Source organism: Actinophytocola sp., from assembly GCF_035942955.1.
Taxonomy (GTDB): Bacteria; Actinomycetota; Actinomycetes; order Mycobacteriales; family Pseudonocardiaceae; genus DASYTH01.
This window is the reverse complement of the sequence record NZ_DASZCQ010000072.1, coordinates 42,282-61,654: the sequence shown is the minus strand read 5'-3', so window position 1 is coordinate 61,654 and position 19,373 is coordinate 42,282. Positions and strand designations below refer to the sequence as shown.

The window sequence follows — 19,373 nt, the reverse complement described above, 5'->3', positions numbered from 1 at the left end:
CTCGAGCAGCGCGCCCGCGGCGGCGAACCGGGCGGAGCACTCCTCGAGCCCGGCCGGGTCGCGGCGCCGCAGTGCGATGGTGTGGGCCAGGTACAGGTCCGGCCAGAGCCCGTCGAGGCGCCCGGCGAGTCCGGCGAGCGGTTCGCTCGCCCGGTCGGGCGCGCCGAGCCGGGCGAGGTCGTGCAGCGCGCGCAGGCAGACGGCCAGCCGGCCGAGCCGGCGGGCTCGCTCCGCGGTCGCCTCGAGCCGGTCGTGGGCCGCCCTCAGGTCGCCGTCCGCGGCCAGCAGCCAGGCGTGCGCGAGCTCCAGGCTGGCGGCCTGGATGTCCGCGTCGCGGTCGATGGCGCCGGTCGACGTCAGCGTGGCGCGGGCCGCGGTGAGGTCGCCGGCCAGCACCTGGGCGTGTGCGAGCGCGCCGACCGCGTCGAGCCGGCCGACCGGACCGGACAGCGTGATCGCGGTGCGGTGCAGCGCGATCCCCTCCCGCAGCCAGCGGATGGCGCTGGCCACCAGGCCGGTGCGCAGCGCGATCCGCCCGCGGAAGCAGGCCCACGCCGTCCTGGCCTGGTCGCTGTGGCCGTCGAGGGCCCGGCGGTACCGCTCGGCGGTCAGCTCCGCCGCCTCGGTCAACCGGCCGGCGTGCTCGAGCGCGGTCGCGTGCGCCAGCTCCATCCCGTCGGCCAGGTAGGGAAATCGCTCGGTCCCAGCCACGTTCTCCGCGGCCGCGATGGCGGCCAGCGCCTCGCCGGTCCGCCCGGCGTCGGCGAGCGCGAAGGCCCGTACCGGAAGCACGTGGGCGACGGCGGCCGGCTCGGTCGCCAACGGCAGCGCCTCCGCGCACACGGCGAGACCCTCCGCGGTGTGCCCGGTCTGGCACAGCAGGAAGGCCCGGACGGCGGCGAGCATCGCCATGGCGTCCGGCGTCCGGACCGCCGCCTCGGCGGCGGACACCACCCGCAGCGCGCGCCGCGCCTGCCCGTGACCGAGCCAGAGGTTGCCGGCCCGCAGCAGCGCGGCGGACGCCCGTTCGTCCTCGCCGGCGGCCAGCCGCTCCAGCTCGGCGAACAGCGGCTCGGCCGCGGCGGTCCGGCCGAGCCACGCGGTCGCGGTCGCCTCAAGCCGCAGCGCCGCGGCGCCGGCGCCGGCGTCCCGCGCGGCACGGGCCAGCCGCAGCGTCAGGTGGTGGTCGAACACCGCTTCCGCCTCGGCCGCGGCGGCCAGCAGCAGCGCCGGGTCGTCCGGGATGCCGGCGGTGAGCTGCCACATCCCGAGCCGCAGCGCGTCCCCCCGGCGGCGCAGTCCCGTGCCGGCAAGGGCGCCGACCAACCGCTCATTGATCTTCGCGGCGCGCAGCGGCGGGCTGGCCGCCCGGAGCAGCTCGCCGATCAGCGGGTGGGACAGCCGGACCTCCCGCCGCCGCCCGTCCTCGGCCAGGCACACCAGCCCGGCGGTCGCGGCCCGTTCGAGGGCCTCGGCCGGCACGATCCGGCGCAGCGTGCGCATCCCCATCGGTTCGGCGAACGCCACCACCTCGGCGGCCGCCCGCACCTCGGCGTCGACGCCGCGCAGCCAGTCGCCGAGTAACTCCTCGAGCGACGTCGTGACGGCCGGACCGTCATGCAGCCGCCACACCCCGTCCGCGCTGCGCAACCGCCCGGACTCGAGTCCGGTCCTGATCAACTCGCGCAGGTACAGCGGGTTCCCCGCGCTCAGCCGGTGCAGCTCGTGCCCGGCGCCCAGGTCGACCTGCCCGCCGAGGGCCGCCTGCAGCAGGTCGTCGACCTCCCCGTCGCGGAGCGGCGGAACCTCGATCCACACCGCCCGGTCCTGGCGCCACAGGGCCAGCAGGGCGTCGCCGAGCCGGTTGCCGCCGCGGACCGTGCCGATCAGGAACGCCCGTTGCGTGCTCGCCAGGTGGTGCAGCAGCGCCGCCGACGGCTCGTCGAGCAGGTGGGCGTCATCGACGAGCACGACGGTCCGCCCGGTGGATCCGGGGCCGGCGAGCGCCGCGCCGGCGGACCGGAACAGCTCCAGCCGGCTGGCGGGCGCGTTGCCGCGCTCGGGTAGGAACCGGGCCACCGCCGCGAACGGAACCTGCGCGCATGTCTGGGTGCCCGACACCGAGGCGACCCGGTGTCCCTGCTTGCGGGCCCTGGCCAGTACCTCGGCGGCGAGCCGGCTCTTGCCGATCCCGGCCGGTCCGACCAGGAACGCGGCGGCCATGTCCGGCCGCCGCAGCAGCGCCAGGATCTCGCCGACCTGGTGCTCGCGCCCCACCATCGGAAACGGCCTCAGCGGTGCCACCTCCCCCTGCACGCCAGCTAACATCCAAAACAGGATTTGATCGTTAGTAGGCTCCGGTACCCGATGCGCTTCGTCAAGCTTCTAAGGTCATGGGATGAGGACCTGGGCCTTGTGCCCGAGCGGCACCGACCCGACGCCGCCGGCGCTGGGCGGGCGGTTGTGCCTCGCCTTCGTCAACAGCGTGCTGTGGCGGCGCAGCCGGGCACCGATCGACCTGATCGGCGACTACCCCGCCCTTGCCGACTACCTGTTGCGGGTCGGCCTGCTCGACGACGCCGAGCGGGACCGCCTGACGGCGGCCGCGGCGGCCCGCCCGGCCAAGGCGCGCGGGGTGCACGCCGAGGCGATCGCCCTGCGGGAGTCCCTGTTCCGCCTGCTGTCCACTGTGGCGGCCGGTGCGGCGCCGGCCGAGGAGGACCTGCGCAACCTCAACGGCACCCTGCAGGACGGGCTGGCCACCCTGCGGCTGGCCGCGCCCGACGGCGGCGGGCTCACCGCGGGCTGGCCCGAGACCGGCCGGCTGGAATGGCCGCTCTGGGAGGTCGCCGCCTCCACCTCGGCCCTGCTGCTCGGCCCCGACCTCGTCCGCCTCAAACAGTGCCCGGGCGAGGCGTGCGGCTGGCTGTTCGTCGACCGCAGCCGGAACCTCAGCCGCCGCTGGTGCGCAAGCACCATGTGCGGCAACCGCGACCGCGCCCGCCGCCACTACCACCGAACCCACGGCCACGTCAGCTGACCCGATCGCGCCGGCATGCCACCACGTCGGCTACGCACCCCCGACCGGCGGCGCGGTGAGGTCGAGCAGGGCCGGGTACGGATCGGGTGTGTCGCGCGGAAAGTCCATTCCGAACTGGACGAGCTCCTGGTAGGGCAGCTGGAAGGAGTTGTCGCCGACCCACTGTTCCACGATGCGGCCGTCCTCGATGCGGATCGCGTGCGTCTCCGACATGGTGCCACGGTCGCCCGTCGGCGGATGCCCGAAGAACGGGCCGGTGTTGTGCCAGTGCAGGACGAACCGGAAGCACGCGCGGGTGCCGGTCGGGTCGTAGAACTCGTCGTGCAGCGTGGTGCGCATGCCCGGGTTGGCCGTGTGGAACGCGGTGATGAACTCGGCGACGAACGGCCAGCCGCGCGCACCCCAGGCCAGCGGCGTGTAGAGCACCACGTCGTCGGCGTACATGGTGCGCAGGGTTTCCAGGTCTGCGGTGGCGAAGGCGCGGATGTACCGGCGTACGAAGGAATCCGGCCCACCGGTCCGGGTCTGCCGCCAGAGTTGGGCGAAGGCGAGTGCCTGCGCGGGATTCCATTCCTCGCCGTACACGGCGCCGGGCCGCCGCGGGGCCTCCATGGGCGCCGAGTCGGCCAGCCCGCCGAGCGATACCGGCGCGAAGCCGGCCGCGTCGATCACGCGGGCCGCGACGTCACCGGCCGCCGGGTCGTCGGTGACGTAGAACATGACCACGCGGTCGGCGCCGGTTCTGCCCGCGGCCCGCGCCTGGAATCCGGCCGTCAGCGTGTTGAACGCCTTCACCGGCCGGGCGCCGGGCAACCGTGCCGCATTGTACTGGGCCGAGGTCAGGCCACCGAGGTCGGCCAACCCGTTGGCTTCGAACGGGTTGGTGGTGTCGATCACCACCCGGCCCGAAAGGTCGCCCGCCTGCTCGAGCGCGATCTCGACGCTGCCCCAGGGAACCGACAGGACGACACGTCGGCCCGCGCGGCATCGGCGGGGCTGCCGGCCGACGCGGTCGGTCCGGCGGCCGCGGCCAGCTCCTTCAACACCTCGGTGGTGCGGCTGAAGCTGAAGATCACCTCATGCCCGGCGGCGGCGAGCAGTCGCCCCAGGTTTCCGCCGATCCGCCCGGAGCCGATGATGCCGACGCGCATACCGGATCACCTTTCCGCCCGCGGTCTCCCGCGCGGGCGAGACTAAACCCTCCGTTATGGACGGTGTCGGCACAAGTGATTCGGGCATGGCCGAAAGACCCGGTCCGGTGACGGAACCGGTGGACGCGGTCCGACCGTCCCGGCGAGACTTCGCCGTGTGGATCGAGTCGACCTGGCGCTGACCCGGTTGCGGGAGCCGGAGTACGCGCATGTCGAGCACCTGGTGGTGGTGGACGACGGCGCGGTCGTCGCCGCGCATCGGCTGGCGGACCGCGGCCTCGGCGAGCCGGGTGAGGTGCACTCGGTGACCAAGTCGGTGCTGGCGACCGTGGTCCTGCTGGCCGTGCGGGACGGCCGGTTGGCTCTGGACAGCACGCTGGGCGGGCTGCTCGGCGCCCGGGTGCCGCGGCCGCGGCGGGTGGCCCGGGTACGGGACCTGCTGGCGATGACCGGCGGGGCGTTGTGCGCCGGGCTGGACGACATCGACCGGGTGATGGAGCTGCCGAGCGGCTGGGTGGCCGCGCTTCTGGCGCAACCGCAACGAGATCCGCCGGGGGAACGGTTCTGCTACGACAACGGCGCCGTGCACCTGCTGGCGGCGGCCGTGCTCGCCGCCGCGGGGGATCCGGCTCAGCTGGCCGCCGATCGGATCTTCGCGCCGTTGGGCATCAGGGACTGGGAGTGGCCGCGCGATCCGGAGGGAATCCCGTTGGGGTACGGCGGGTTGCGGCTGTCGGCACTCGACTAAGGCAAGGCTGGGCGAGGCCTGGCGCACCGACGCCGTGCGTCTCGGGCCGCTGCTCACCGAGGCCACCACCGCGCACACCGGGGGAGGGCCACCGGAGCACCTGCCCTACGGCTGGTTGTTCTGGATCGACGAGATCGCCGGGCAGCGCGCGTTCCTCGCGGCGGGGTGGGGCGGCCAGTACGTGCTCGTGGCGCCCGCGGCCGGGCGGACCATCGTGACGACCGGCAACCCGCAGCGGCTCCATGACCGATCCCGCAGCGCCCTCGACGTGATGCGCGCGTTGGTCGGCTGAGCGGATCACGGCTGCCCCGTCAGGTGCCGGCGTTCAGCATGGCCACGCCGAGCGCGGTGAGCCGGTGGTACACGCGGTAGCCGGCGCGCGTGCTGGCGACCAGGCCGGCCGCGCGCAGGGCGGCGATGTGCCCGCTGGCCGATGCCGGCGAGATACCGAGCCGGCGGGCGACGGCCGTGGTGTGCAGGCCGTCCGTGCCGCCGCCGTCGAGGATGTCCAGCACGCGCGCCCGGGTCCGTCCCACCACGCCGGCCAGCGCGGGACCGGTGGACCGCGCGGACGCCAGGCAACTCGCCAGGCCGGCCGCACCGGTCAGCAGCGGGACGATCAGTGTCGGGGATGCGGACTCGTCCGAAAAGCTCGCGCTGAGAATCGGATCCGGCCAGCAGAACACCGAATGCGCCACGACCAGCCCACGCCCGCCGAGCTCGAACGTGCCGGTCGCGCCGTACGGCCGGTGCAGCTCCAGGTACGGCGGCTGCCAGCGGATCCGGGGATGCAGCCTGGCCAGAGCCGCCGACAGGCCCTCGGCCATAAGCGACGACGCGTACATCTCCAGCCGGCCACGGCCGTGCTGCCGCAGCGCATGCCAGTGCGGCTCGAGCAGGACCGGGAACGCGGTGCGCAGCTCCCGGACGAGACGCTCCCGCGGCTCGACGTCGCCGCCGCCAAGGTCGGCGCTCCAGGACGGAAGCCGCACCCACCGGTTCAGCGCGGCCAACTCCGCTTTCATCAGCCATGGCGGGCAACGACGGATCGACTCGAACGGGTCCTCCCGGACCGCCATCCCATCCGTGAGCGCGTGCAGGTCGAGAAACGTGGAGGTCACCGGAGGTTCGAGGGAGCCGTTCGCACCGGCATGAGACCCCGTCGCCGCCGGGAACAGCGCCGGCGTCATCCGCAGTCGGCCGGTCAACCTCGTGCGGCCGGCCAGGGACCAGGCCCAGAACGGCGACCGGCGGTCCGCATGATGCAACTGCCGGAGGGCGAATCCCAGCTCTCCCAGGACACCCAACGAGGGCCGAAACGTCGTCCGCTCCAGATCCTCCGCCGTGAAACGGATACGCAGCACGGTCGAATGATCCCATCAGGCCCGCCGACGAACGGCATGCGTATTCGGCATGGCATCCATGCCGGAGATGCGTTTGTCGCAGGTCGGACTCCGTGTCACCGTGTGCCGAGCCGGCGGGGTGCTGACGCGCCGGGGACACCGAGGAGAGAACCGGGTGATGGAGGAGCTGAGCCTGAGCGAGGCCCGGCGGCGGCTGCACGAGGACGACGACGTCCTCCGCGAGGCCATCGCCGGACGCACGCCGGAGGAGCTGACCGAGCCGCACACCGTGGCCGGGCGGCCGATCGGCGACTTCTGCGACTCGCTGCGCGATCTGGTCGCCCACCACACGATGTGGCGGGAGATCGATCTGGCGGTCCTGGTCGACGCGCTGGGTGGCCGCAGGCACTGGAGCACGACGGCGAGGTGGTCCACCCGGGCGGCCGGGGCGCGGCTCAACCGGGCCGGTGTGGTGGGTGCGCGGATACTGCTCGTCGACGAGGTGCTCGATCGGTTCGACGCCGCGACCGCCTCGCTGCTCGGCACGCTCGACCGACTCGACCGTCGCCGGTGGACCGAACCGGTGTTTCCCGACGACGACGTCACCCTTGGCCGATGGATCCAGACCCATTTCAGCGTGCCCGGCCAACCCCCCTTTCGCCACGCGACGTTCCACCTGAACGGCGTTCCGGGCTCGGCGGTCGACCCGGCGTGAGTGGTCCCGGCGCCGGAATTGAGTAGCCCGTGGCGGTGACGGATACGGCGCGGCCCGCGACACTCGGGGCTGCTGACGCAGCACCTTCCGGTATCCCACCGGTCCACCGTGAGTCCTATCGCGACCGAAGTAACGAGCCGCGCCATGTCCTTGGCGTCCCGCTTGGCCGGTGATCTGCTGTTGGGCGTCCGGCTCGCCATCGGCGGTGGGCAGGTCACGAAGACCGCGGTGACCAGGCTGGTGCTGGCACCATCGGTATCGGGTTGGCCCTGGCCGTGCTCCTGGTCGGCGCGTCGGCCGGCCCGATGCTCCAGGCGCGGGAAGCCAGGTTCGCCGCCCGGCAGCCGGACTTCACGCCGCTGGCGGGCGCCGACCCGTTGCTGGTGCGCGGATTGGGCACGGGCACGCAGTTCCGGGACAGCTGGATCCGCGGCATGTTCGTGCGCCCGGCCGGGCCGGGCGCGCCGGTGCCTCCCGGGTTTCGCGACTGCCCGCCGGCGGCGAGGCGGTGCTTTCCCCGGCCCTGGCCGAGTCGCTGGCCTCGCCGGAGGGTGAGCTGCTGCGGCCGCGGTTCCCGCAGCGGATCATCGGGCTCATCGGCGAGCCCGGCCTGTGGACTGGCCGGACATCGGCCGTCGAGCGCCGCGGCGCTGACGCTCACCGTGCTGACCACCGCCGCCACCCTGCCCGCCCTGCGCGGCGCCACCCGACTCGCCGCGCTTCGCACGGAAATAGCCGCGCGGCCGGTCCACTCGATCTGGAAATACGCCACGGTCACGAGCATCAGGTACGGCTGACCGGCTCCGGCGTGGCACCATTCCGTCGTGGTGCCATCGACGATCGCGACCACGGACTACCACACGGGCGGGGAGCCGTTTCGGATCGTGGTGGATCCTCCGGTGCCGATCCCGGGTGCGACGGTGGCCGAGCGGCGGGCTCGGGCGATCGAGGATCCCGAGGTTCAGGGCGTGCGGGCGGTGCTGTGCTGGGAGCCGCGCGGGCACGCGGACATGTACGGCGGGTTCCTCGTGCCGCCGGACGACGACGGCGCGCATCTGGGTGTGCTGTTCTGGCACAAGGACGGCTTCTCGACCGCCTGCGGGCACGGCACGATCGCGCTGGGCGTGTGGGCGGTGGAGACCGGCCGGGTCGCCGCCCCGGTGACCGGCAGCGTGGACGTGGTGATCGACGTGCCGTCCGGCCGGGTGACAGCCCGGGTGCACCGCCAGGACGGCCGGGTGATCGCCGTCGACTTCCTCGGCGTGCCCAGCTGGGTGGTCGCCACCGACGTGCCGGTGACCACCTCCCGCGGCCAGGTGCGGGTGACCGTGGCCTACGGCGGGGCGATCTACGCGACGCTGCCCGCCGCCGCACTGGGTTTGTCGGTCACACCGGCGTGTCTCGATCAGCTCGTCGCACTCGGCCGCGAGATCAAGTGGGCGCTCAACGACACCGAGCATGCCATGCACCCGACCGACCCGCGCCTGACCGGCATCTACGGCACCATCTGGGTCGACCACCTCGGCGACACGGCCGGGCACCTGCATCAGCGCAACGTGACCGTCTTCGCCGACGGCGAGGTCGACCGCTCCCCGTGCGGCTCGGGCACCTGCGCCCGGCTGGCGGTGCTGGCCGCCGACGGCCGCCTGCCCACCGGCGCCGTGCTACGCCACGACTCGATCGTCGGCACCACGTTCACCGCCACGGTGCTGAAGACCGTCGACATCGGCGGACGCCCCGCCATCATCCCGCAGGTGACCGGAATGGCCTACCGCACGGGCGAGCACGCGTTCTGCATGGACCCGCACGACCCCCTGGTCCCCGGCTTCCTGCTGCGGTGAGTGTCGAACCCGGCGAACGACAATGTCCGGCGACCGCGTCGGGTAGGCCCCGGCGTCAGACCTGTCCGAGCAGCGCCTCGGCGCGGGTGGGGTACAGGGCGGCCGGACCGGACGTGCCCAGGACGCTCACCGCGAGCAGGTCGATCCACGTCGCCGCGCACCTCCACCACCACGGCCTCGCCGTGCTGGTGCACGGTGACGGACGTCGGCATGATCGCAAGTCGCGACCTCGGCCGACTGCGCCGGATTCGGGCCGGGTACCAGCCGCAAGGGCACCCGCGGCCAGCGCCGACGTGCCGCCGAACCGCCCGACGTCGACCGGTGGCCGCGCGACCTTGCGCGGCGGCCGGCGACCGGCCCCGATCTCCGCACCATGCTGGACAGCTACTCTCGCCTCGACCTCGACCTCGACCTCGACCTCGACCTCGACCGCTCCCGCGCTGCGATCGCGCTCAACGTTCACCGTCATCACCCTCGACGGGTGAGCCCGTCCCGGCGGGGTGCGGGGACGGGCTCACCGTGTGCCGGCCGGAGGACCGGCGGGGTCTATGAGTCGAGCGCGACGGCGATGTCGCTTATGTTCAACGGGAACAGGCCGACGCTGGTCGCGGTCCCGGTGAGCAGTTCGACGGTGAAGAGCGTCGAACGGCTGTTGCCCGGGACCGTGAGGGTGGCGAAGGCCGTGTTCGAGATCGTCTTGCCGCCGCTGAGGTCGGCGAAGATGTCGAAGCCCGCGTTGGGGCCGGCGTCGACGCCCAGCGAACCGGTCGCGATCACGAAGCCGGTGTTGGCCGGCGACTGGATGACGACCTGATCAGTGGTCGTGTTGATGTCGAACAGCGTGGTGTTGCTACTCGAGTTGAGGTCGTTGTTCGTGTAGGCGGCGGCGCTGATGCCGGTGACCGTCGCGGTGTTCGGCCCGGAGCTCAGCCTGCCGTCCACCGCCGTGACGTGGGTGTTGAGGTCGTGCCGCAGGTTCTGCCCGGTGTCACCGACGATCCGCAGCCGATCGGCCGCCGGGTTGAAGTCGACGCCGAAGTTCGTGCCCTCCAACGGAACACTGAGCTGGGAGACGTGCCTGAGCGACACGACCGGCACCGGCGGGGGCGGCGCCGGCGGGAGCGTGACGATGTAGATGCAGCCGCGGTTGCCGAGGGCGTACAGCTGGCCGTCCTGCACGCGGAAGTCGATCCCGATCAGAAAAGTCTCACCGCAGACGAACCCGGTCGGGACCGAGACCCAGTTGAGCACCCCCGGAGTGTTGGTGTTGAACGAGGCCATCAGCCCGCCGTCGCTGGTGATCCCGAACGCCGGCAGCCCGGGCACCGTGGCCGAGCTGCTGCCCGACGACCCGACCGCCAGCGCGGCCGAGGCCGCCACCACCGCCGCCGCGATCCCCTTCTTGATCCATACCTTCACTGAGTTTCCACCCCTCTGGATTCTGATGTGCTGGCGATTGCCAGCCCGCACATCTTCCCGAGGACACGGCCACGGGTTCTTCGTGAAATGTGTGAAACGCGCCGGCCGAAGCGAGATCAACCTGTCATTTCCGGTGAAGCCGGACGCACACGCCGGCCCGGTCGCCAGCCGGCCAAGCACGACGACGGAGTCCCCGCGCGCGTAACCGCATCGCGGTCCTGCCCTCGAAGCTGGATTGTCGAACGCACGTGAGATGGTCCACTGGACCATGATCCGCATCATTGGCCGCCGACTCACCAACAAGGTGTAGGACAAGCTGTCACAGTTCACGATTGCCATCGGCGGATCGATTGGCAGAAACTGGGCGAAATGGGGCTGGGGATCCGACTGGGGAAGGTTGTGACGATGAGAGCCTTGCGGAACGTCATGGCGGTGATCGCCGGGCTGGCGGCGATGGCGCTCGTCGCGCCGGCTGGTGCGGCACCCGGGACGGCGCCGCACCCCGGCGATGACCAGTTCACGCTGCCGGCGCCGACCGGGCGGCAGTGGGTCGGTTCGGATGCGCTGCATCTGGTCGACGCCGACCGGCCGGATCCGTGGGTGCCGACCGGGCCGCGGGAGCTCATGGTGTCGGTGTGGTACCCGGCCGCCGTCCCTGGCGGGCACCGGGTGCCGTACGCCACGGCCGAGGAGTCCGCGTTGGTGCTGGCGGGGATCCCTGTGCCGGCCGACGCGCTGACCCGGGTGCGCATCCACGCGCGGGTCGGGGTGCCGCCGCTACGCACGCCGCATCGGCTGCCGCTGGTCGTGCTCTCGCCGGGCTTCGGCCTCCCGCGCTGGACGCTGACGGCGCTGGCCGAGGACCTGGCAAGCCGCGGGTACGTGGTGGCCGGTGTGGACCACACCTACGAGGCGGCGGCGGTCACCTTCCCCGACGGGCGGGTGGCCGAGTGCGTGGTGTGCACCGGGGAGGTGAACGGGCCGGAGATTGCCGCCAGCCGGACCCTGGACCTTTCGTTCGTACTCGACCGCCTGCTCGGCCACCGGCGGTACGGGCAATTGATCGACCCCCGCCGGATCGCGGCCGCGGGTCACTCGATCGGCGGGGCGGCGGCCGCCGCCACCATGCTCGCCGACCGGCGGGTGGACGCCGGGATCAACCTGGACGGGTCGTTCCAGCCAGCCCTCCAGACCGGCCTGTCCCGCCCGTTCCTCATGCTGGGCGCCGGAGCCCGGCATGGGCTTCCCGGGCAGGACGCGAGCTGGGATGCGACCTGGCCCCACCTGACCGGTTGGCGCCGCTGGCTGCACGCACCCGAGATGGAACACAGCTCGGTAACCGACATCGCCGTGTGGGGCGATTGGGTGGGCCTGCCGGTCCAGCCGCTGCCCGGTGCGCGATGCGTCGAGATCATCCGCAGCTACGTCGCTGCCTTCGTCGACCGGCACCCACGCCACCAGCCCGAGCCACTGCTCAACGGCCCGTCGCCACAGTTCCCCGAGATCGACTTCATGGGTCCGACCGTCTGATCAGGACAGGCGGCCGTTGTTGAATGGCATTCCGCCAAAGAGGCCGGGCAAAGTTGAGAACTCGTTACTGCCAGATTGGCAAATTCCGGGGCGCCGCCGTTGGTCGGCCCTGACCGTCACTGCTCCGCGCTCCGCAGGCGCAGCCTGTCGATCTCCGCTTCGGCGGCATTGATCAGTTGTCGATACTTGTCGATCCGGTCGAACAACTCCGCAACCTCGGGACTGTCCGTGGCCTGGCGGCCCCGGGACCCCGCCAGCTCGTGCGCCGTCAGATGTCTCACGTAGGCCAACTCCGCCGCCTTCGCCCGGCGCGGATTCCACCAGGGGCGGTCCCGCGGGTCGTACAGCTGGTGCTCGCCGGACTCGCCGTGCCAATGGGCCGGTTCGGCGCCGGTCAGCATGCTCATGACGTTTCCTCCCGCGTCGCACTTCGCTGCGGCGTGCCCCGTGCCGGCACGGCCACGACGTCGTTGCCCCGCACGGAAAGCCTGTCCATTCGGCTCCGCGTCGTCTCCGGTCACGCGGCGCTGACCTCGGCGCACTCGCCGGACTTGCGACCTCGACCAGGCCGAGGATTCAGTCTCCGCGACCTGATCGACGCCAGCCTAGGGTCATAGGTCCCCATTCCTGGCAGACCCTATGGCCATGACCAGCCTCAGCAGCTGGACACACCTGGCCAAGAAAGAATGGTCGTGCGCAAGTACTTGCGTACTCGCCCGTCGTCGCGGTTGCCAGCATCGTGAGTGTTATTCCTTGGCCACCAGCCGAGTCGGTAGAGTTCGAGTCGGCTCTGCTTGTTGCCATCGAGTTCGCGAGCACCATGAGCCTGCCGATTGGCCTGGTGATCGGCGACGTCGTCGTGCTGGACTGCTGCTCATCCGCGTGCCGTTGGGCGGGTGGAGTACCTACGTGCCTGGTGGTACCGCCCCATTCCGGCATAACTCCGGGCGTTCCTAGCATCGCCGGTACCGTATGCCGACGTCTTGGGGATTCTCATGGGAAACCGGGTCAGGGACTGTGCCGCGGCCGTGCTGGCGGTCGCGATCGCGGTGAGCACCGCGCCGGCGGCGGTGGCGGCCGGCGGAGCCACCCGGGGGTACTTGGTGAACAGCAGCGTGACCAGCAGCGAGCTGCTGGTGCTCGACCCGGTCGGCAACACGATCACCGATCGGATCGCGTTCGGCTCCGAGCCCAAGATCGCGGTGCGCCCGGACGGCCGGGAGGTCTACGCTTCCGATCCCACCACGGGGCGGGTCCTCGTGGTCTCCACGGCGACCAGCACGGTCGTCGCCACGATCAACGTCGGGGGCACCCCGGGCCGGCTTGCGGTCACTCCGGACGGTCGCCGGGTCTACGTCAACCAGAATCGTGACGGCCGGGTCAGTGTGATCGACACCGCGACCCGCCGGGTGGTCCGGACGATTGCGGTCGACGACCTCTACCTCGGCCTGGCGATCTCACCCGATGGCTCCCGGATCTACCTGTCGGTCGGGGCGAACGGGACCCGGCCGCGCGCGCTCGTGGTGATCAGCACCGCGAGCGACACGGTCACCAAGGTCATCCCCACACCCGACCGGGACGTGTTCTCCCGGGTCGAGTTCGCCCCCGGCGGCCGGTTGGCCCTGACCGACTCCGGGCTGGTCATCGACCCGAGGACCGACACGATCCTGCGGGACATCCCGCTGCCGTTCTGGCTGGCCGACTACCAGTTCACCGCCGACGGCGCCGGGGTCTACGTCGCCGATTCCTGCGCCACGGACAACCGCGGCGCGCTGCGGGTGATCGATCCGGCCTCCGGGGCGATCGTCCGCACGGTCATCAACGGCCGCAACCCCTACAGCGTCACGCTGACCCCGGACAACCGCCTGCTGTACGCCGCCTTGGACGCTGGCCGCAACATCGCGGTGCTCAACCCGGACACCGGCGCCATCCTGGACGTGTTCGGCGTCCCCGACCCCAACGGCAACCCGCGGGTGATCGACATCAGGCTGTCCGCCACCGCCCCGGCCGCGCCACGACCGGGCCAGCGGCTCGCCCCGCACCCGCCACCCCAACTGTTCTGCCAGATCTGAGAACATCACACCGCCACGCCTTCAAGGATCTTCGCCGAGCAAGTCGACGGATTGGCCCAACGCTATCAACGCCGCAGCCCTCTGCTGGCGACGCTGCTGACCAAGGTCGGACTCGCCCTTTGGCGGCCGAGCGGGCGCCCGGATGACCAAACGCTATTGAGCCGCACGCACCTGAGCCTGCTTCTCAAGCGATTTCCCGCCGCAATGCGGCGATGGCGGTGGGACGACGACGATCGCGTCAAGGAGCCTATCCGCTGGCCCATCACATCAGAGCGCGAAATTCAAGACATCCTATATCTCATTCTGCGCTCGGTGTTCGACGACGTGAACGACGAGGACCCCAATCCAAAGGTCGGGCATGCAAGCACCCGATCAGACTTCGGGATACCAAGCCTCAGACTGCTCGTTGAGATCAAGTACATCTACGCCGGCCCGGCGGCCGAGTTCAAGAAGATCGAACAGGAAGTGATGACGGACTCGGTCGCGTACTTGCAGCGCGCGACCCATTACGACGAGATCGTTGTGTTCATTGACGACTCGACGGCCTCGGTCGAACATCACGATCTCACCCGGGACGCACTGACAAAGGTCCCCGGCATCGCGGACGTCATTGTCGTGTCGAGACCAGGCGTGCTTGCCCAAGGGAGCAGCACACCCACGGCGAAGAAAGGCGAACGCGCCCGCCGCGAAGGCTGCCCCGGCGAAGAAGGCGGCGGCAGCCAAGAAGGCCGAGCCACAGGCACGGTCTGCTCGCAGGACCACCGCCGACCGGTCTACTGAGTAGCTCAGGGTAGATGCACCGGGCCGCGAGTGCCGTGTGAGTCCACCATCCGCCGCACGTTGCAGCGTGTGGACGGCGACGAACTCGATACGGCCATCGGGGCGTGGGCGGCCAGCCGCACGACAGCGGGTAGCCCGGCGCGGCGCCAGCGCGGCAGCGTCGTCATCGGGCTGCTGCCCGGTGATCTGCGGGCAAGTGGCTGTGCGGAGGAGTGTCTGCAGATCCGGCTGGAGCCGCAGGTGGCGGCCGCGGTACTGGGCGCATCACCCGATCTCAGCGAAACGATGGCACCGCTGGTAGACCTCTGGGGTCGCGACGCCGGACGGGTCGAGGACAGGCTGCGCACGGCCACGTCCTGGGACGAACGGTTCACCATCGCCACCGAGATCCTCGGCCGACGGCTACCCGCCGGTCGATCCGGATCGTGTTCATCGTCATGAGTTGTCCAAGCCGACGCTTCCTGGATGTCGGTGAGCCGCTGCGTCAGCGACCCGACCATCGCCCGTCAGGTCGACCCGGCGCTCGGCAATCCATCGCATCGCAGCGCTGTCCATCGGCTTCGATAGTGCCGGACTATGCGGTGGACCGACTGGCTCAGGACGACGGTCGGTCGACGCTGGCCCAGGCATTGGCGAAGCTGATCTTGCCCCGGGTCTGGAGCAGCGCCCCGGAGTACAGGCGGCTGGCCAGGAGCATGACCAGGACCGCCGAGGCGGCCAGCAGCGTGAGCGCCGCCAGGGCCTCCCAGACCTGCGCGTCGCCGGTGAACAACCGCACCGGCATCGCGAGCGGCGACGAGAACGGCACGTAGGACAGGACGGTCATCACGGTCGCGTTGTCGTTGAAGATCATCACGGCGAAGTACGGGCCCAGCACGAGCAGCATGAGCGGGACGATGCTGGAGCCGAGGTCCTCCTGGCGGCTGACCATGGAGCCGGCGACCGCCCACATCGCGGCCAGGAGGACGAATCCCAGGACGAGGAACGGTACGAACCACCCGAGCGCGGGCGCGACGGCGGCCAGCACCTCCGACTGCCCACCGAGCCGCAGCGCGATCGGCGCGGCCACCGCGAGCACCACCACCTGAACCAGGGTCAGCAGCGCGCCCGCAACGATCTTGCCGCTCAGCAGTGCCCGCACCGGGATCGTCGACACCAGGATCTCCACGATCCTGGTCTGCTTCTCGGTGACCGTGCTCTGCGCGATCGTCATGCCGCCCGTGCCGAACAGCAGGAACACCAGCCCGAAGACCGGAATCACGAGCTCGTGCTGGTCGGAGGCGCTTTCGGACGGGTCCAGCAGATCCACCGGTGGCGTGATGGCCAGCGCGACGACGACGTCCTCGGGTGGGTCGGTCAGGGCCACCACGCGCACGCCGGTGGCCGACTGGCCGGTGGTGTCCGGGACGACGGCCGCGTCCACCTCCTCCGACCGGACCAGTTCCTCGGCGGCGGCGACGTCGGCTACCTGCCGCACCTCCAGTTCCGTCCCGGTCAGCACCCGGGCCGCCTCCGGGCCGACGGCGGCCACGCTCGGTGGCTCGTCGTCGTTCAGGCCCGGCAGGATTGCCAGGGCGAACAACCCGGCCAGGATCACAGCCAGGCCGATCCAGAACGACTTGAGCCGTAGCATGGTCAAGACCTCGCGCTCGGCGACCAGCCGCGTCGAGGACAGGAACGAGCTTCCCGTGACCGGCTGGGTCGGCGTGGCCCGCTTCGCCGGTGATGTCGTGACGGTCATCAGATCGCCTCCTTGAAGATCTCGTTCAGGGACGGGACGACCGGTGTGAAGCTGCGTACCGCGCCGCGTTTCATGGCGGCCTGCAACACCAACTGGTCCGTTCGTCCGTTGCCGGTGGGCTCGAACACCGCCCGCGGACCGTCCAGGTCGACGATGCGGATCTCGGGAAGGTCACGCAGCCAGCCGGCATCGGTGTCGACGATCAACTCGAACCGCTTCGTCCCGTATTTCGCCCGCAGTTCCTCCCGCCCGCCGCTGGCCTTGACCACGCCGCCGGAGATGATCACCACGTCGTCGCAGAGCCGTTCGACCAGGCCGAGTTGGTGGCTGGAGAACAGCACCGGAACGCCGTCGGCGGCCCGCTGACGCAGCGTGCCGAGTACGGTTTCGATGGCGATCGGGTCCAGCCCGGAGAACGGCTCGTCGAGGATCAGCATGGCTGGGTCGTGCACCAGCGCGGCGGCGATCTGCGCGCGCTGCTGGTTGCCCAGCGACAGTTCCTCGAGCTTGTCGTCGGCCCGCTCGGCCAGTTCCAACTGCTCGAGCAGTCGCCGGGTGTTCTCGCGCGCGGTCACGGTGTCCAGCCCGTGCAGCCGGCCCAGCCAGGTGATCTGCTCGGCCACCTTCGTCTTCGGGTACAGGCCGCGCTCCTCGGGCATGTACCCGAACCGCTGCCGGATCGCCTGGGTGATCGGCGCGCCGTGCCAGGTCACCGTGCCGCCGTGCGCGGCGAGCACGCCGAGGATGATCCGCATCGTGGTCGTCTTGCCGGATCCGTTGGCGCCGATGAACCCGGTCATCCGACCGGCGCGCACGTCGAACGTCACCTGGTCGAGGGCCTTGTGCTCGCCGAAGTTCCGGCTGAGTTCCGTCACGGTCAACATGCCACGACGGTAGGCGGCGGGCGGGCGGGCGTCGTCCGGCCAGCGATCGATCTTCGGGTCCTCCGCGCGATCTACCCGGTGCCGCCCGGCGCGACGATCCCGTGCTCGTAGGCGTACACGACGGCGTGCGTACGGTCGCGCAGGCCGAGCTTGGCCAGGATCCGGGACACGTGGGTCTTCACGGTCGCCTCGCCGAGGAACAGTTCTTTGGCGATCTCCGCGTTGCTGGAGCCGCGGGCCAGCAGCACCAGCACCTCGAACTCGCGGTCGGTCAGCTCTGCGGGCCGCTGTCCCGGCACGGTTGCCCTCGGTGGGAAGCCGGCGGCCGCGGAGAACCGGGCGATGACCCGGCGGGTGACTTCCGGGGACAGCAGTGCATCCCCGCGTGCGACGACCCGGACGGACTCCACCAGGTCCTCCGGCGAGGCGTTTTTCAGCAGGAATCCGCTCGCTCCGGCGCGCAGCGCCTCGAACAGGTAGTCCTCACGGTCGAACGTCGTGAGGATCACGACCTTGACCGGGCTGTCGGAACCGAGGATGCGGCGGGTGGCCTCCAGCCCATCGATGCCGGGCATCTGGACGTCCATCAACACCACGTCCGGGTCGAGGCGGCGGACGAGGTCCACCGCCTCGAGACCGTCGCCGGCTTCGCCGACGACCTCGATGCCGTCCTCCGCCCCGAGGATCACGCGAAAGCCGGCCCGGACCAGATCCTGATCGTCGGCGAGCACCACCCGCAGCGTCACGCGTCTGCACCGTCCTCAGTGGATCCGGGCGCGGCGGTCGGCAGGCAGGCGCGGACCCGGAAGCCGTTGTCCCGCCGGGGGCCGGCCTCAAGCACGCCGCCGTGGACCGCGACCCGTTCCCGCATCCCCAGCAACCCCAGCCCGCTGCCGTTCGGGCGTCGGGCCGCCGCGCCCCGGCCGTCGTCGGTGATCTCGACCTCGAGCGCGCTTTCCAGATACCGCACGCGAACGTCCGCCCGGTGTGCGCCGGAATGCTTGACGACGTTGGTCAGCGCCTCCTGCACGACCCGGTAGGCCGACAGCGCGACACCCTGCGGCAACGGCCGCGGGTCGCCGTAGACGCCGTGATCCACCTCGAGTCCGGCCGACCGGGCGGCGGACACCAACTCGGTCAGCTGGTCGAGCCCCGGCGCGGACAGGTGCGTCTCGGCCGGCCCGTCCGCGTCCTCGGCGCGCAGCACTCCGAGCAGCCCGCGCAGCTCGCCGATCGCCGAGCGGGCGGTCTGTTCGACGGTCCGCAGCGCGTCGCGGGAGAGCTCGCGGTCGGTGTCGAGCACCCGCCGGGCGGCGGCCGCCTGAATGCCCATCACCGACACGTGATGGGCGACCACGTCGTGCAGATCCCGTGCGATGCGCACCCGTTCGGCGACGACCGCGCCCCGCAGGTTCTGCTCCTGCGACTCCCGCAACTGCTCGGCGCGGCGTTCCAGCTCGGCCTGCCGGCGCGCCGAAAGCCAGGCCATGTTGCCGAAGAAGTACGCACCGAGCAGGAACACCAGGTTGACCACGATGGAATACAGCACGGAGGCCAGGAGGGGATCCAGCGGCCCGGCCGCGTCCGCGAACGGCGGGGCCGGCTCAGCCAGGTAGTGCACGAGCGCGAGCCCGAGCCAGCCGAACATCACCGTGATCACGGCGATCCGGGCCCATCGGGCGACGACGCGGTTGCGTATCCAGCCGCCGGCCGTGTAGATCACGAGGAAGAGGACGACCGCCTGCACGGTGTTGTCGCCCACGTGCCGTACCTGCGCACCGATGAACAGCGCGCTGATGACGATCAGCACGGCCAGTGGGAACCGGCGCCGCACGACCAGCGGGGCGGTCAACGCCACAACCCACCCGAGCTGCTCAGCCAGTGCCGGAGCATCGTCCCAGGCGAACGCACCGAGGCTGTTCACGAGTACGGTCATCACCGTCGCGCCGGCCATCGTGGCGAGCGCGGTCCAAACATCCACCCGCCGCTGCGCCCGCGTCGGGAACGGCCGCTGCCACCGGCTCCACACCACCTCGCGGTCGCCGGTCGAGACTGCGCTGCCCATGCGCGTCAAGGTAACGCACCGCGCGCTGCGGCCAAGGCGATCCG

Annotated in this window: 21 protein-coding genes; 10 read left to right on the top strand and 11 right to left on the bottom strand. The window is 71.3% G+C overall.

Features of this window, described 5'->3' with window-relative positions:
* Nucleotides 1–2,304, bottom strand: a 2,304-nt coding sequence (locus tag VGX25_RS07680; protein WP_326916914.1) for an AAA family ATPase, incomplete at its 3' end; no start/stop codon positions are given.
* Between the two features lie 94 nt (nt 2,305–2,398).
* On the opposite strand from VGX25_RS07680, the gene VGX25_RS07675 reads away from it, so the two are divergent.
* Entirely contained in the window at nt 2,399–3,040 is a 642-nt protein-coding gene (locus VGX25_RS07675; protein ID WP_326916913.1) for a CGNR zinc finger domain-containing protein, read from the top strand.
* A gap of 30 nt (nt 3,041–3,070) precedes the next feature.
* Here VGX25_RS07675 and VGX25_RS07670 read toward each other — a convergent pair whose 3' ends face one another.
* Both VGX25_RS07670 and VGX25_RS07665 read right to left on the bottom strand, forming a co-directional pair.
* Entirely contained in the window at nt 3,071–3,937 is an 867-nt protein-coding gene (locus VGX25_RS07670) for an ester cyclase (RefSeq protein ID WP_326916912.1), read from the bottom strand.
* Nucleotides 3,934–4,191 (bottom strand): NAD(P)-binding domain-containing protein, encoded by a 258-nt coding sequence (locus VGX25_RS07665; protein WP_326916911.1) that lies wholly within the window; start codon nt 4,189–4,191, stop codon nt 3,934–3,936. Before VGX25_RS07665 ends, VGX25_RS07670 begins: the two co-directional genes overlap by 4 nt.
* Before the next feature lie 157 nt (nt 4,192–4,348).
* Between VGX25_RS07665 and VGX25_RS07660 the strand changes: the two genes are divergently transcribed.
* Both VGX25_RS07660 and VGX25_RS07655 read left to right on the top strand, forming a co-directional pair.
* Nucleotides 4,349–4,939: a serine hydrolase domain-containing protein gene (locus VGX25_RS07660; protein WP_326916910.1), complete on the top strand. Its 591-nt coding sequence runs from the start codon at nt 4,349–4,351 to the stop codon at nt 4,937–4,939.
* 34 nt (nt 4,940–4,973) lie between these two features.
* Nucleotides 4,974–5,231, top strand: coding sequence for a hypothetical protein (locus tag VGX25_RS07655; protein WP_326916909.1), 258 nt, complete (start codon nt 4,974–4,976; stop codon nt 5,229–5,231).
* Between the two features lie 19 nt (nt 5,232–5,250).
* On the opposite strand, the gene VGX25_RS07650 is transcribed toward VGX25_RS07655, so the two are convergent.
* Complete coding sequence (locus tag VGX25_RS07650; RefSeq protein WP_326916908.1) at nt 5,251–6,303, bottom strand: winged helix-turn-helix domain-containing protein; 1,053 nt, start codon at nt 6,301–6,303, stop codon at nt 5,251–5,253.
* Nucleotides 6,304–6,460: 157 nt separating this feature from the next.
* Between VGX25_RS07650 and VGX25_RS07645 the strand changes: the two genes are divergently transcribed.
* From VGX25_RS07645 to VGX25_RS07635, 3 genes are all read left to right on the top strand, one after another.
* On the top strand, nt 6,461–6,997 hold the full coding sequence (locus tag VGX25_RS07645) for a hypothetical protein (RefSeq protein ID WP_326916907.1): 537 nt from the start codon (nt 6,461–6,463) through the stop codon (nt 6,995–6,997).
* Nucleotides 6,998–7,260: 263 nt separating this feature from the next.
* Nucleotides 7,261–7,794, top strand: coding sequence for a hypothetical protein (locus VGX25_RS07640; RefSeq protein ID WP_326916906.1), 534 nt, complete (start codon nt 7,261–7,263; stop codon nt 7,792–7,794).
* Between the two features lie 27 nt (nt 7,795–7,821).
* The gene (locus VGX25_RS07635; protein ID WP_326916905.1) at nt 7,822–8,838 is read left to right on the top strand and encodes a proline racemase family protein; all 1,017 of its coding nucleotides are present in this window, start codon (nt 7,822–7,824) and stop codon (nt 8,836–8,838) included.
* Between the two features lie 55 nt (nt 8,839–8,893).
* On the opposite strand, the gene VGX25_RS07630 is transcribed toward VGX25_RS07635, so the two are convergent.
* Nucleotides 8,894–9,301 carry a hypothetical protein gene (locus VGX25_RS07630; protein ID WP_326916904.1) on the bottom strand — a complete coding sequence of 136 codons (408 nt, stop codon included), beginning with the start codon at nt 9,299–9,301 and terminating at the stop codon, nt 8,894–8,896.
* A gap of 83 nt (nt 9,302–9,384) precedes the next feature.
* Nucleotides 9,385–10,257 (bottom strand): DUF4394 domain-containing protein, encoded by an 873-nt coding sequence (locus VGX25_RS07625; RefSeq protein ID WP_326916903.1) that lies wholly within the window; start codon nt 10,255–10,257, stop codon nt 9,385–9,387.
* A 405-nt stretch (nt 10,258–10,662) separates the two neighbouring features.
* Between VGX25_RS07625 and VGX25_RS07620 the strand changes: the two genes are divergently transcribed.
* Nucleotides 10,663–11,787, top strand: a complete 1,125-nt coding sequence (locus VGX25_RS07620; protein ID WP_326916902.1) for an alpha/beta hydrolase — start codon at nt 10,663–10,665, stop codon at nt 11,785–11,787.
* A 116-nt stretch (nt 11,788–11,903) separates the two neighbouring features.
* Here VGX25_RS07620 and VGX25_RS07615 read toward each other — a convergent pair whose 3' ends face one another.
* Nucleotides 11,904–12,194: a hypothetical protein gene (locus VGX25_RS07615; RefSeq protein WP_326916901.1), complete on the bottom strand. Its 291-nt coding sequence runs from the start codon at nt 12,192–12,194 to the stop codon at nt 11,904–11,906.
* 588 nt (nt 12,195–12,782) lie between these two features.
* Here VGX25_RS07615 and VGX25_RS07610 point away from each other — a divergent pair.
* The 3 genes from VGX25_RS07610 to VGX25_RS07600 all read left to right on the top strand — a co-directional run bounded on the left by VGX25_RS07610 (nt 12,783) and on the right by VGX25_RS07600 (nt 15,080).
* Nucleotides 12,783–13,859 carry a YncE family protein gene (locus tag VGX25_RS07610; protein ID WP_326916900.1) on the top strand — a complete coding sequence of 359 codons (1,077 nt, stop codon included), beginning with the start codon at nt 12,783–12,785 and terminating at the stop codon, nt 13,857–13,859.
* Nucleotides 13,860–13,910: 51 nt separating this feature from the next.
* Nucleotides 13,911–14,639 (top strand): hypothetical protein, encoded by a 729-nt coding sequence (locus tag VGX25_RS07605; RefSeq protein ID WP_326916899.1) that lies wholly within the window; start codon nt 13,911–13,913, stop codon nt 14,637–14,639.
* A gap of 69 nt (nt 14,640–14,708) precedes the next feature.
* Nucleotides 14,709–15,080 (top strand): hypothetical protein, encoded by a 372-nt coding sequence (locus tag VGX25_RS07600; protein ID WP_326916898.1) that lies wholly within the window; start codon nt 14,709–14,711, stop codon nt 15,078–15,080.
* A 154-nt stretch (nt 15,081–15,234) separates the two neighbouring features.
* Here the strand turns inward: VGX25_RS07600 and VGX25_RS07595 are convergent, their stop codons facing one another.
* From VGX25_RS07595 to VGX25_RS07580, 4 genes are all read right to left on the bottom strand, one after another.
* On the bottom strand, nt 15,235–16,380 hold the full coding sequence (locus VGX25_RS07595; protein ID WP_326916897.1) for an ABC transporter permease: 1,146 nt from the start codon (nt 16,378–16,380) through the stop codon (nt 15,235–15,237).
* On the bottom strand, nt 16,380–17,264 hold the full coding sequence (locus tag VGX25_RS07590) for an ABC transporter ATP-binding protein (protein ID WP_326916896.1): 885 nt from the start codon (nt 17,262–17,264) through the stop codon (nt 16,380–16,382). The genes VGX25_RS07595 and VGX25_RS07590 overlap by 1 nt, the downstream gene beginning before the upstream one ends.
* Nucleotides 17,265–17,335: 71 nt before the next feature.
* Complete coding sequence (locus tag VGX25_RS07585) at nt 17,336–18,010, bottom strand: response regulator transcription factor (RefSeq protein WP_326916895.1); 675 nt, start codon at nt 18,008–18,010, stop codon at nt 17,336–17,338.
* Nucleotides 18,007–19,329 (bottom strand): sensor histidine kinase, encoded by a 1,323-nt coding sequence (locus VGX25_RS07580; RefSeq protein WP_326916894.1) that lies wholly within the window; start codon nt 19,327–19,329, stop codon nt 18,007–18,009. The genes VGX25_RS07585 and VGX25_RS07580 overlap by 4 nt, the downstream gene beginning before the upstream one ends.
* Nucleotides 19,330–19,373: the final 44 nt, after the last annotated feature.

Bases quoted from the DNA above. Each gene is read 5' to 3' on its own strand.
- VGX25_RS07590 (WP_326916896.1), bottom strand. From the start codon at position 17,264: ATGTTGACCGTGACGGAACTCAGCCGGAACTTCGGCGAGCACAAGGCC.
- VGX25_RS07620 (WP_326916902.1), top strand. From the start codon at position 10,663: ATGAGAGCCTTGCGGAACGTCATGGCGGTGATCGCCGGGCTGGCGGCG.
- VGX25_RS07610 (WP_326916900.1), top strand. From the start codon at position 12,783: ATGGGAAACCGGGTCAGGGACTGTGCCGCGGCCGTGCTGGCGGTCGCG.
- VGX25_RS07645 (WP_326916907.1), top strand. From the start codon at position 6,461: ATGGAGGAGCTGAGCCTGAGCGAGGCCCGGCGGCGGCTGCACGAGGAC.
- VGX25_RS07580 (WP_326916894.1), bottom strand. From the start codon at position 19,329: ATGGGCAGCGCAGTCTCGACCGGCGACCGCGAGGTGGTGTGGAGCCGG.
- VGX25_RS07665 (WP_326916911.1), bottom strand. From the start codon at position 4,191: ATGCGCGTCGGCATCATCGGCTCCGGGCGGATCGGCGGAAACCTGGGG.
- VGX25_RS07615 (WP_326916901.1), bottom strand. From the start codon at position 12,194: ATGAGCATGCTGACCGGCGCCGAACCGGCCCATTGGCACGGCGAGTCC.
- VGX25_RS07595 (WP_326916897.1), bottom strand. From the start codon at position 16,380: ATGACCGTCACGACATCACCGGCGAAGCGGGCCACGCCGACCCAGCCG.
- VGX25_RS07675 (WP_326916913.1), top strand. From the start codon at position 2,399: ATGAGGACCTGGGCCTTGTGCCCGAGCGGCACCGACCCGACGCCGCCG.